Origin of the sequence: Pseudomonas sp. OV226 (assembly GCF_003148705.1) — a bacterium.
Lineage (GTDB): Bacteria > Pseudomonadota > Gammaproteobacteria > Pseudomonadales > Pseudomonadaceae > Aquipseudomonas.
This window is the reverse complement of sequence record NZ_QGGS01000007.1, coordinates 38314-50617: the sequence shown is the minus strand read 5'-3', so window position 1 is coordinate 50617 and position 12304 is coordinate 38314. Positions and strand designations below refer to the sequence as shown.

The window sequence follows — 12304 nt, the reverse complement described above, 5'->3', positions numbered from 1 at the left end:
CAGGGGGTACGGTGCTTCCAGGAAGGAGCGTTGAAATGGGCTGTCCGCAAGTCTGTGCCACCGCAACCCTGCAATGCAGTTTCGGCGCGGCACCCGCCGTGCTCAATGTGTTGCCGGTAAATCGCACCCTGACCGCTGGCCTGCCAGCGGCGAATATCATGGACCACATCCCGTTGGTGAATGTCATGCCGTTTGGCATGTGCACGAGCCTGGCCAACCCGATGGTCGCGGCGGCCACTGCGGCGGCACTTGGGGTGCTGACGCCAATGCCCTGCATCCCGGCCACCGCCAGCCCGTGGATCCCCGGCGGTGCGCCAACCGTCCTGCTGGGCAATATGCCGGCGCTCGACGCCAACAGCACCTTGATGTGCAACTGGGCAGGGGTGATCAAAATCGTCATGCCGGGGCAGATGCAGATGCTCATTCCCTGAGTCAGCTACGCCTGCTCCGGATCCGTCCAGCGTCGAAACCACCAGCGCATCCGCGAAATCGGTTTGCCCTCGGCATCCAGCGGTCGCCCGTCACTGGCAAAACCCTGCTCCGGTTCAACCAGTTGCCCATTGAGGTAACGCGCATCAACCGCTGGTTTACCATTGGGATGAAAGCGCTGATAACGCCCCTCGCGTACACCATCGCGGTAAAACTCCGACTCGGCGATCTGCCCATCGGGGAAATAATTAGTCGCCTCACCCTGCAACAAACCCCGGCGGTAGCTGGCCTTGCGCTGCAGCCAGCCTTCAGGCGCATAAAAACTGGCAATGCCCTGCAATTTATCCTGCACATAAGGCAACTGCGCCGATACCTTGCCGTTGGGGTGATACAGCACGCTGGGGCCTTGGAGTTCACCCTGGCTGTAATTCAGATCAGCCTGTGGCCGACCATTTTCCTTGATGTGCAGCGGGCCCTCCAGTCGATCATCGATCAGGCGTCCGTCCATGTGGCTGTCACCACGCTGCAAGTCCACTTTGCTGGATGTCATCGTCATCCGTCTCCTCAGTTGACTTTCACCAGCCCGCCCTTGAGGGTCAGCATGCCACCGCCGTCCACAGTCTGCTCGGCCCCGCCCTTGTTCATCAGACTGACCCCCGCATCGTTGGTCAGCGTGGTGCCGGCCTTGTTGGTCAGTGACGTCCCGGCCTGATTGGTCAGTGCAGTGCCGGCTTTGTGCGTGACGGATGTACTGGCTTCAGCCGCGAAGTCCGCGCCACTCTTCATCGAAAAAGTGCCGCCACTTTCCAGGGTCAGGGTGCCGGTCACTTTGATGGTCAGATTGCCGTCGACCATCAGGCTGTAATTGCCCGTGACCTGGTGCTCGTAGTTGCCGCCGGTGCTGTGCGTCTGGTCGGCGCCGACCTTCACCGTGCGGCTGTCCTTCACGTCGAGCGTGTCGCTGCCGGTCTGGATCGTCACGCTGCGTTTGCCTTTCTCCAACGTCACGGTTTCGTCACCGTCCTTTACCGTGCGTGTGCGAGCGTTCTGCACCGTCAGGGTTTCGTCATGGCCGACCGTGGCGGTGGTGTCGTTGAGCACATTGATCTTGAAATCCTTTTGCGCCTGCAAGAACACCTCTTCGGCGTCTTTCTTGTCCTCAAAGCGCAATTCGTTGAAACCGCCGCCGCCCTTGGATGATTGAGTCTTGATCCCGGACTGGGTCTGATTCGCCGGCAAGGCATAGGGTAGGGCGTTGTCACCGTTGTAGACGCAACCGGTCACCAGCGGCCGATCCGGATCGCCATCGATAAACGTCACGATCACTTCCTGGCCGATACGCGGGACGAACTGCATGCCGAAACCCTTGCCACTCCAGGGCAGCACGACCCGAACCCAGCACGAACTGGTTTCATCGTTCTTGCCGTCGCGATCCCAGGGGAATTGCAACTTGATGCGGCCATATTGATCGGTCCAGATTTCTTCACCGGCCTTGCCGACGACGAGGGCGGTCTGAGGGTGCATGCGGGGTTTGGGTGTCGTGCGTTGCGGGCGGAACGGTGTGGCCTTGGGGATCGCTTCGAAGCGATTCTGGTAGTTTTCGTGACTGGCTTCATGAGTGACCGCCGTCACTACCCAATCGATATTCAGCGTCGAGTCATCATGGCCGGCGAGGGTGAACCAGTGCCCTGGCACCAGCCAGCGACAGTCACTCTCGCCGACAAAACGTTTCTCCTGGCTGCGCAGCCCGTCGACTCGCTGCTTGGTCAACGTATCACCCCGAGCCTTGGCGTTGTAGCTGCCGGGGTGCTCGTACATCGAGCGCGGCCCGGCGACGGCTTCGGCCTGGCTGTAGAGCGACGTGGTCGGCGTCGTGAACTCGTAATCTGTTGCACGAAAAAAGCCGGCTACGGCTTGCATGCACACCTGGCCGGAGCGAATGCCGTGCAGTTCGCGCTCGCCCATTTGCTGGCCGAGGTAGTTGATCTTCGGTCCGTTGGGGATCTGCGCGAAGGCATCGTTGCTGTCCCCCAACACCAGCGTGTGCTTGCCTTCTTCGTGGGTGAAAAACCAGAAGATCCCTTCTTCTTCCAGCAACCGCGAAACGAAGGCGAAATCCGTTTCGCCGTACTGCATGCAGTACTCGCGAGGGGTGTAACTGCCGGTGAGTTTCAGCGCGAAGTCGGTGAAACCGTGAGCCTTGAAAATCGTGGTGACGATGTCTGAGGTGCTGAGGTTCTGGAACACGCGGTTGTTGCTGGCCAGCGTAAGCCACCAGAGCCATGGCCGCAGTACAAGCTGATAACGCTCTGCGGTGGCGTCGGCGGGGAGTTGGCGTATTTCGGCGACCAGTGCGTCGAACGCGCGACTTTGTGCGTCGTTGTGCAGGGTGGTGGTGACATGTGTGGCGACCGCAGAAGCCAGGGGCAGGGCGGAACCGTCGTTGAGGCCGTTGAGGGTTTGCGAGCCGAGCGAGTTGAGCGCTTCTTCGCCGGACAGCGACTCAGGATAAAGCGCCGACAGCGAGGTGGCGGTGAGGGAGAGGGTGGTGTTGCTGTCGGTGGTGCGTGGCATTGAACGCCTCAGCAGTGATCAATTACTTGGATAACCGGCACCGCCAGCAAAGTGTCTTCGATATTAATTATCTAGAGGCCTGTGACGTCGTATCCCTTTGAGATCAGGATGGTTTTTAAGTGGCCGGGGAACTCTTGGATTGCGGTCACTGCTACTTTGTAATAACTGTCATCGCCTTTTCCCGTTCGACTCCAATCGACCTTGTGGGTGACCTGGTTATTAAAAAAAATAATACTGATGGCCCTGAATTTATCTTTGGTGCCATGGCTTCCCATCTCGTCAAAGTTTTTACCTACTTCAAACAGGAAGTTTTGAGTGTGTGCAACGCCGGGCTGGTCGGCAATTTTGGTTGTGGTGGCCGTTCTTGAGCAGGCACCTCCTTCGTCGTAGTAGGGGTTTTTTTTGTCGCTGGCTTCTCTCGGTACTACGTCAACATCCCAGTCGAGTGCGTCAGGTTTGAAATAGCCTTCGATGTCGGTGACATAGTTATCTACTTGAGGGCCTTCCAGCCATTTCATGGTTCTGGACTTGAATTGAATCATCTTGCCGTTGGGGGACTTGATGGTGAATACAATTCCGTTGGTCAACGCCTGACTAAAACTTTGACCTATCGCCGATATATCCTCGTCAACGTCGACTCTCAATTGGGCATCGTCAAATTTCATAGGCATACGTTTGACCTCCATGAATTAATTGCTGTCCATGCCGCGGAGTTTTTCACTGGCGACACTCGGCGGCGAGTGCAGTCGTATCCGGGTTGGATCGGGTTGATTAAATGGGTGACTCGTTATAGCCACCTGGACTGGTCTGGGGATTGGAGCGTTGTTGCCACTCAATGAATGATTCGCCATACACGTCGAGTGACTCAAACAGGTGGCCAACGCCAAATGCTCCTGGCGGGTTCGCCACGCCTGACAAGATGGCGGTTATTGTTGGCTTCAATGCTCCGCCCAGCAGATTGACCCTGGCAGCGAATATTGTGACCCGACGAGGGAGGAAGGACATGGAGGCATAAAACCGCTGATATTCACGTTCGACCCAACGCAGCGCCCTGCATGTCATGAAGTAGATTCTTTCGGGATTCAACATGCTTAAAGCATCTATCAAATCTTGTGAATGCACGCATTGGGCGGGAGGAGTCGTCATGGGGTGGCCAGCTCTCAGAGGAACTTTTATTCCCGCATTTCCATGCCCCATCCAGAACACCAGGTTGGGACCAGGGTAGGTCATGGTCACGGTGCGTATGTGATGGAGTGTGGCTGGTGATATCCGGCTACCAACGAACAGAACATTGATCAGAACGGCCCCGGTACCCGCAAACAGCGCCGGAGCACGGCCACCTTGATCATCCGAATTGTGCAACACGATAACTGCCATGATCCTGAAACTCCTTTGAGGGTGCCTGACGGCACCTGAATAATCATTTACTCAAGCACCCACTCCGCCAACTTCCCCGTCACCTGCGTCATCAACACATTTTCAACATCCCTCGCACCCGCCGCACTGCACTTGGCCAACACTGCCTGGACAATCCCGGCATCAAATTCGAACTGTTTTCCAGTCGCGGCTTTGTATCGGCCACGCAGTTTCTCCAGCTTCGCCAACACAATCCCTTCCAGTGTTGCCTCATCCAGTGGCCGATACGCCACCACCGTCATCCGCGCCAGAAACGCCGGGCGAAATGCTTGCAGCAGCACTTTGTGCAACGCTTCGTTGAAGGCGTCGGTGCCCAGTTGCGCCACGGGTGTGTCGAGCAACAATTCAGCACCGACGTTACTGGTGGCGAGCATCACAGTGTTTTTGAAGTCCACCACCAACCCGGTGCCGTCCTCCATGACGCCTTTGTCGAAGACGTTGTAGAAGGCTTCGAGCACATCCGGGTGGGCCTTTTCAATTTCGTCGAGCAGCACCACCGAATAAGGTTTACGCCGCACCGCTTCGGTGAGCACGCCGCCGCTGCCATAACCAACATAGCCGGGCGGGGCACCTTTGAGTTGGCTGACGGTGTGGGCTTCCTGGTATTCCGAAAGGTTGATGCTGATCAGGTTACGTTCGCCGCCATACAGCGCATCGGCTAGCGCGTAAGCGGTTTCGGTTTTGCCGACACCGGTGGGGCCGACCAGCAGGAACACGCCGACCGGTTTTTGCGGGTCGGTAAGGCCGGCACGGTAGGCCTGCAGACGCTGGGCGATGGTGCCCAGCGCAATGCTCTGGCCCATGACGCGCAAACCCATGCGCTGGCCGAGGGTGCGTACGGCGTGGGCTTCGTCAGCGAGCATTTTTCCGACCGGGATGCCGGTCCAGCCGGCGATGACGGCGGCGACGGTTTTGGTATCGACCTGTTCCGGCACCAGCGGGTCGTCCTGGCGAATGGCATCGAGTCCTGCTTCCAGTCGTACCAGTTCTGCAGCCAGGTGATCGATACGGCTGTCGATGGCTTCGTCCGGTTTGTCGCTGTCGGCGCGCTCGCTCAAGGCCAGCAACTCGCTGCGGGTTTCCAGCAACTCGCGCACGGCGACTCGCTCTTCGTTCCAGCGGGTTTCCAGTTCGCGAATGGCCTGCACATTGCCGGTCGATTCGCTTTCCAGCAGGGTGATGCGCTCACGATGATCGAGTCCGGTCGCCTGTTCGCGGCGTAGGCGTTCGACTTCATCTTTGAGGCTGTTTTGGCGGTGGCGCAGGCTTTCCAGTGGCGGTGGCACGTCGTGCTGGCCGAGGGCGACACGGGCGCACGCGGTGTCGAGCACGCTGATTGCCTTGTCCGGTAACTGGCGTCCGGAGATGTAGCGGTGGGACAGTTTCACCGCTTCGTGAATCGCAGCGTCCAGCACCTGCACACCGTGGTGTTGTTCGAGTTTGGCAGCGACACCACGGAGCATTTCCACGGCGGTGGTTTCGTCCGGTTCTTCGACTTGTACCAGTTGAAAACGCCGGGCAAGGGCCGGGTCCTTCTCGAAGTATTTTTTATACTCAAGCCAGGTGGTCGCGGCGAGGGTGCGCAGTTCGCCTCGGGCGAGCGCCGGTTTGAGAAGGTTGGCGGCGTCGCTGCCGCCTTCGGCACCGCCAGCGCCAATCAGTGTGTGGGCTTCGTCGATGAACAAAATGATCGGTTTCTCGGCGCTGCGCACCGCGTCGATCACGCCTTTGAGGCGTTGCTCGAACTCACCTTTGACCCCGGCGCCGGCCTGCAACAGACCAAGGTCAAGCACCCGCAAACTGACTTCCTGCAACGACGGCGGCACGTCCCCGGCGGCAATGCGCAGGGCCAGGCCTTCGACCACCGCAGTTTTGCCCACGCCCGGTGCACCAACAAGAATCGGGTTGTTCTGTCGGCGGCGCAGGAGGATGTCGATGCATTGGCGGATCTCGCCATCGCGGCCGACGATGGGGTCTATTCGCCCGGCATGAGCGTCGGCGGTAAGGTCCTGGGTGTACTGGTCCAGTACGCCATCGTGTTTTGGCCCCGGGTTGCCAGCCCCTGGAGAACGTACCGCCCCCACGTGTTCCCGAGAGCTTTCGGTCCATTCCAGCAGATTGTTGCGCAGCGCCTCGCGAGGGATTTTCAACAGTGAGGAAGCACTGTTGAGCAGCAGGCTGCGGCGCTCGTCGCGGTCGATCAATGCCAGTAGCAGTAAGCCCGAGCGAATGCTGTCCAGCCCTAGCACGCTGGCTTGCACTACCGCATCTTCGAGCAGGCCGGTGGTGTGCGACGACAATGCCGGGGTGCGTGTGCTGCCGGATTTGAACAGGTCCAGCGCCTTGTTGATTTCCGCCGTCAAGGCATCACGCTCGAGGCCGAAACGCGGCAGCAGATAAGCGAAGTCACCACCCTCGATGTCCAGCAGTTCCAGCAGCAAGTGCTCAATTTCGACGTAGTGATGGCCCCGTTGCAGACAGCGTTGCGCGGCTCGTTCGAGGGCGCGGCGGTTGTCCGGGTTGAGGCGTCCGATCAGGCTGGCCAGTTCCATGTTCAGGTGATCTCCGGCTGACGAAGGCCGATGGTGATCCGTTGCACGGCAAGGCTGGCCTGACGTTGCAGACCGCCATTCCAACTGAGCACTGGAGGCGCTTGACGTCCAAGTTTCATTGGGCCGGCGCCACGTACCAGCAGCACCAGCGTGCAATCCAGATCCGGACCGAAATACAGGGCGCTGAGGCTGGCGAGCGCAGCATGAGATTCGCCATCGGGCAGAAACCGCGCGGCCTGGGCTGACGTCAGCGGGCCGAGGGTCAGGCGATAACCTGCGTGTTCATCCCAGACCCGAGTGCCGGCCACTGCGCTGACGCCCAATTGCAGATTGCGCCCACCCGGTTGCAAGCGGCTGCGACTGGCGGGCGGGATCTCGCGCCAGGCACCTTGAAAGGCACTGAGCTCTACGGGTAGTTCGAACTGCTCACGTATGATCGCGGCAAATCCGGCAAGGGAGCGGCGTCCATCAGTAAACAGGGCGGTGCACGCCAGCACGGCGCAATCGGGGATGGCCTGTCGTTCCTGCAACGCTTTGGGCAGCAGTCCGGTCAGTGCCCGCAATTGCACCTGCACCGGGGAGACTCCGGGTGCGGTGAAACCTGCGGCGATCCGGTGTTTGCGCATCACTTTGTACAGCAGGCTCAGCAGTCGATGCTGGAACAGGTCAAGGAATTCGGCGGGGGCATGATCCTTGGCCCGTGCCCGTTGCTGCAGCCATTCCTGATAGGCGTAGGGCAGGGGGCCGTCGGGGCCACCAAGGCCAAATACCGGTGTGCTCAGGACCGGCTGCTGGCCGGGTTCCTGGGTGAGGCTTTCGATTTCACTGGCCGAGAATAGTGGCGTCAACGGCCCCCGCAAACGCAGTGCTTCCGCTTGCGGGGCGGTGCCGCTGCCCAGCGATTCGGCCTGCGGGTGTTCGCGTTCCAGCAGCAACAACGCCTGCAACAATTCGAACGCCTGGGGTTCCTGACGCAGTCGTTGGCTCAGGCTCAGAGGGACAGCGGCATGCCGGCTTGGGGTTGCCATGCTTTGACCTCCTTGTCTGATTGAACCAGTACCGTGCGCACAAAGCGGTTGGCGGTGGCATAGAGCGAAAAGAATTGCGCCAGTACCGCTGAAAACAACACCGCGCTGCTGCCGACGAAATGCTGCGGATCAAGCTGTAACCGCACTTCAAGTCCATTGCGCCAGCCGCGCCAGGCGTCTTCGCCGACATGGGCGATGACCCGTTCGCAACCGAGGCCACGCAAGCCTTCGATCTGTCGCCAGGCGCTGGCCTCGTCACGCAGGTTGTGCAATTGCAGAATTTCCCTGAGTGCATCCAGAGCCTGTGGCCCTTCGACCAGCGACAAATGATTGAGGCTCAGTTGCGACACCAGCCGCCAACGCGATTCTCCGTCCAGGCGCGGCAAACTCTGTGGGCTTGGAGGATTGCGCAGGCGCGCCCAGGCTACCGGGCCCGGACGCTCAAAGCCTAACGGCGTGCCGGCGGGAAGGCTCTGAGCCAGGTGTCGGTTTGTGCAGAGCAGTTCGGCGGTGAGGCTGTATTCGATGGCGTCCGTCAGCGGGTCGAGTCGGGTATCCACCAGGCTCAGCAACAGGTCAGTGCCGAGGCGATTCGGGGTCATGCCGCTAACGCGCCGGGCGTGCCAGTAACACTGTTTATCGTTTCCGCTGTGCTGGCTGCCGTAATAGGCCGGTACTCGCTGTACGCCCTGGCGGGTGCTGGCCCGCATCGCCCGGATGCTATGGATCTCGACGCTGTTTTCCCGATGACTGTCGGCCACCAGGCGGTATTCGCTGCGGGTGCCGTCCGGACGCAGTGGCTCTGAGGTTCGCGGAAACAGGTTGATCACCGGCGTGCAGCCCAGTGCAAAATCGCTGGCCTGAAGGTGCATTCGATTGCTCGGCGCACGGTCAAAGACGATGTACACATACAGGGCCTGGTGATCGCTGGTGACACCGGCCAGAGGCAAATCAAAGAAGTTGAATTTGTCTGGGAAGGCAAAGTATTCGGCTAACAAGCGCATGCCAGGGTGCACGCCATCCTCGTCTGGTAGCAACACTTCATCGCTGGCAAAACCGACGATGTGTGGCAGCCCCTCAAGCCCCTTCGGCACGCTGCCGATGGGGCCGGCCAGCACCTTCACGGCATGAGCACCGAGCAGGTCATAGAGACAAGCGTTGATCACCGGCGAGGCGCTCAGGTGGATACGCAATTGTTCGATGCCCAGCGTTGACCATTGACTGTCGCCCAGGCAACGCAGGCCCAGACGCAGCGCCGAACGAGCCTGAGCGACGCCCGTCAGGGCCTGGGCTTCTTCGCTGCCCAACATCAATGCTTCATTGATTTCCAATGGCCACAAACGAACCGCCGCAGTGGTGCGAAAATGGATGCTTTCGCCTTTGCTGGTGGTGACGAACAATGGCGTATCGCGGGGCAACGGGTAACCGTCGTCCAGATTGCCTTTGCTGGGGTCCGGTTCGAATTGCACGATGGCGCAAGATGGCAGGGGGCGCATCGCCAATGGATACAGTTGTTCCAGAAGCGCATCGCTGAATTCGGCGTAGTCGTCATCCAGTCGCCGTTGCAGGCGCGCCGCCAGAAGCGCAAAACCCTCCAGCAGCCGTTCGACGTGCGGGTCGGGGCATTCCCCGGGAGACAGCTCCAGGCGCCTGGCAACCTTGGGGTAACGTTCGGCGAAAATACTTCCCGCATGGCGCAACCAGGTCAGTTCCTTCTGGTAATAGTCGAGCAGTTGCGGGTCAATCGAGTCGCTCATGACGCACCTCAAGGCCATCGCTGACCCGCTCGATAAAAAAGGCCACCGGCCAGTGCTGACGGCCACTGCGTAGCTCCCCGACCAACCGAATCCTCAGTTGCTGCGGTTGACCGGGCACTGGCTCGACCTGAACTTCGCCCAGTCGCAGGCGCGGCTCAAAATGGGTAATGGCCTCGCGCACGTCCCGCGCCAACTGACGACGGTCATCGCTGCGTTGCTGTTGCAGGGCGGTCCAGTCAGCGATGCCGTAGTCGAGAATGCTCGGCGGTGAGGTGAGCGCGTGTGGACCGCGTCGGGTGTTGAACAGGCGCAGCAGTTCCGTGCGGACCGAGTCGAGCAGGCCTTGAAGGTCGAACACGCGCAGCGTGTCGACCTCGCTTGAGGCGAGTCGCTCGAACAGCGGCGGGAGGAAGCGGCTGCCAGCCATGGCCGACGCGTGCGCTTACTTGACGAGCTTGTTGGCAGCCAGATCCCAGGTCGAGGCGGCCGTGCCTTCCTTGGTTCCGTCGTCCTTTTGCGCAGTCAGCTCCCATTTGATCTTGGTGAAGTTCAGGGACAGGGTTTCCACCGGTTTGCCACCCGTTCCGCCGCTGACGCTTACGTTGGACAGCACCACGTTGGTCAGGGTGTAGATGATGAACGGCATCAGTTGGCCGCTGCCTTCAGCCGCGTTGCGACCGATGATGACCTTTGCTTCCGGAATCGGTTTGCCGGCGCAGCAATATTCGTTCAGAGACGGAGTCGAGCTGTCGACGAACTTCGTCAACGTGAACTCACCTATGTGTGGCTTGCCGGAAGTCCGTTCCGAGTTGCTGACATCGTTGGTCACCTGCATGGCCACGTTGTGGCTGTAGGACATGACTTCGATCTTGTCCTTATAGCCCTCAAGCAGGCTGTCGCCTTTGATGTCGCCGCCGAGGTCGAGAATGATTGCATCCATCGCATGAAACTCCTGAAGGTTATCGCAATTAAGTGGGGTGAACGCCCATGCCGATCAGTCGAGCCACCGATTGAGCCCCGTGGCGAGGAAGCAAGCCTCCTCGCCACGGGTCAGTGGTCAGGCGGCTACCGGTGGCGGCAGGGTGGCGACCAGGCGGATCGAGGCGGTCAGCTCTTCCAGCTGGAAGTGTGGCCGCAGGAACACCGTGGCCTTGTAGGCGCCCGGCTTGCCGGCGACTTCAGTCACATCCACACGGGCTTCACGCAACGGGTACTGCGCCTTGATTTCTTGCGGCGCGTTATCGTTGATCAGCACGTAATCGGCGATCCAGTTGTTGAGGTAGGTCTGCACGTTGTCACGGGTCATGAAGCTGCCGACCTTGTCGCGCATGATCACCTTCAGGTAGTGCGCGAAACGCGAGGCGGCGAGCACGTAAGGCAACATCGCCGAAATCCGCGCGTTGGCGTTGGCCTCGTTGGTGTTGTACAGCTTGGATTTGTTGGTGGTCTGGCCGCCGAAAAACACCGCCACGTCGCTGTTTTTCTTGTGGCACAAGGCGATGAAACCGAGGTCGTTGAGCTCTTTTTCCCGGCGATCGGTGATTGCCACTTCAGTCGGGCACTTGAGTGACAAGTCGCCGGAGGTGGTGCGGAACGTGTGGGCTGGCAAACCTTCGACTGCGCCACCGCCTTCGGCCCCGCGAATCGCCGCGCACCAGCCGTACTTGGCGAAGGCTTCGGTGATGCGTTGCGACAAGGCCCAGGCGGCGTTGCCCCACAAGTATTTACCGTGGTCGCTGCCGTTGACGTCCTCAACGTAATTGATGCCTTCGACCGGCGAGGTGTCCGGGCCGTACGGCAGGCGCAGCAGGAAATGCGGCAACACCAGCGACACGTAGCGCGAATCTTCGCTTTCACGGAACGAGCGCCATTTGATCAGTTCCTGGCTCTCGAAGACTTTCGACAGGTCACGTGGCACGGCCAGTTCGGTGAAGCTGTTCATGTCGAACAGTCGTGGGCTGGCGGCGGCAATGAACGGGGCGTGCGCCGCTGCGGCGACGTTCGACAGTTTCTCCAGCAGGCCGATGTCCTGCGGGTGACGGCCAAAGGTGTAGTCACCCACCAGCAGGCTGAACGGGTGGCCACCGAAGGTGCCGTATTCTTCTTCGTAGATCTTCTTGAACAGCGCGCTCTGGTCAAACTCGACAGCTTTTTCCAGGTCGTTCTGCAGCTCTTTCTGAGTCACATTCAGCAAGCGCAATTTGAGCCTGGAGCTGGTTTCGGTGTTTTGCACCAACAGGTGCAAGCCGCGCCAGGAGGCTTCGAGTTTCTGTAAGTCGGGGTGGTGCAAGACTTCATTGAGTTGCGCGCTGATCAATTCATCGATCTGGCTGATGCGGTCGTTGATCATCGCCACGGTGTCCTTGTCGATGGCCATGCCTTCGTCGAGAACCTGGGTGGCGAACTCCGCGAGCATGTCGCGGGCATAGTTCTGCTGGCTATCGTCATGGGCCATGCGGCCTTCGGCGATGATGCGGTCGAGCAAGGACAGGCTTTGAGTAGTGCTTTCACTGGTGTTGGCGCTGGCTGAAGCGGGCATGGCGACGTC

11 protein-coding genes are annotated in these 12304 nt (G+C 59.9%); 1 reads left to right on the top strand and 10 read right to left on the bottom strand.

The window, feature by feature from the left end; genetic code table 11:
• Positions 1–35: 35 nt before the first annotated feature.
• The gene (locus C7534_RS14170; protein WP_046031400.1) at positions 36–431 is read left to right on the top strand and encodes a DUF4280 domain-containing protein; all 396 of its coding nucleotides are present in this window, start codon (positions 36–38) and stop codon (positions 429–431) included.
• Between the two features lie 5 nt (positions 432–436).
• On the opposite strand, the gene C7534_RS14165 is transcribed toward C7534_RS14170, so the two are convergent.
• From C7534_RS14165 to tssC, 10 genes are all read right to left on the bottom strand, one after another.
• A complete protein-coding gene (locus tag C7534_RS14165) occupies positions 437–979 on the bottom strand; it encodes a toxin-antitoxin system YwqK family antitoxin (RefSeq protein ID WP_109786254.1) in 543 nt (180 codons plus the stop codon).
• A 14-nt stretch (positions 980–993) separates the two neighbouring features.
• The gene (tssI, locus tag C7534_RS14160; protein WP_109786128.1) at positions 994–3003 is read right to left on the bottom strand and encodes a type VI secretion system Vgr family protein; all 2010 of its coding nucleotides are present in this window, start codon (positions 3001–3003) and stop codon (positions 994–996) included.
• Between the two features lie 71 nt (positions 3004–3074).
• A complete protein-coding gene (locus C7534_RS14155; RefSeq protein ID WP_109786127.1) occupies positions 3075–3674 on the bottom strand; it encodes a hypothetical protein in 600 nt (199 codons plus the stop codon).
• A 100-nt stretch (positions 3675–3774) separates the two neighbouring features.
• Positions 3775–4380 carry a hypothetical protein gene (locus tag C7534_RS14150; RefSeq protein ID WP_046031397.1) on the bottom strand — a complete coding sequence of 202 codons (606 nt, stop codon included), beginning with the start codon at positions 4378–4380 and terminating at the stop codon, positions 3775–3777.
• Positions 4381–4427: 47 nt separating this feature from the next.
• On the bottom strand, positions 4428–6971 hold the full coding sequence (gene tssH, locus C7534_RS14145) for a type VI secretion system ATPase TssH (RefSeq protein WP_109786126.1): 2544 nt from the start codon (positions 6969–6971) through the stop codon (positions 4428–4430).
• Between the two features lie 2 nt (positions 6972–6973).
• Positions 6974–7999 carry a type VI secretion system baseplate subunit TssG gene (gene tssG / locus C7534_RS14140; protein WP_077432035.1) on the bottom strand — a complete coding sequence of 342 codons (1026 nt, stop codon included), beginning with the start codon at positions 7997–7999 and terminating at the stop codon, positions 6974–6976.
• Complete coding sequence (gene tssF, locus C7534_RS14135) at positions 7963–9756, bottom strand: type VI secretion system baseplate subunit TssF (protein ID WP_109786125.1); 1794 nt, start codon at positions 9754–9756, stop codon at positions 7963–7965. Before tssF ends, tssG begins: the two co-directional genes overlap by 37 nt.
• Positions 9740–10183, bottom strand: a complete 444-nt coding sequence (gene tssE / locus C7534_RS14130; RefSeq protein ID WP_109786124.1) for a type VI secretion system baseplate subunit TssE — start codon at positions 10181–10183, stop codon at positions 9740–9742. Before tssE ends, tssF begins: the two co-directional genes overlap by 17 nt.
• Before the next feature lie 15 nt (positions 10184–10198).
• A complete protein-coding gene (locus C7534_RS14125; RefSeq protein WP_046031392.1) occupies positions 10199–10696 on the bottom strand; it encodes an Hcp family type VI secretion system effector in 498 nt (165 codons plus the stop codon).
• A 117-nt stretch (positions 10697–10813) separates the two neighbouring features.
• Positions 10814–12295, bottom strand: coding sequence for a type VI secretion system contractile sheath large subunit (gene tssC / locus C7534_RS14120; RefSeq protein WP_109786123.1), 1482 nt, complete (start codon positions 12293–12295; stop codon positions 10814–10816).
• Positions 12296–12304: the final 9 nt, after the last annotated feature.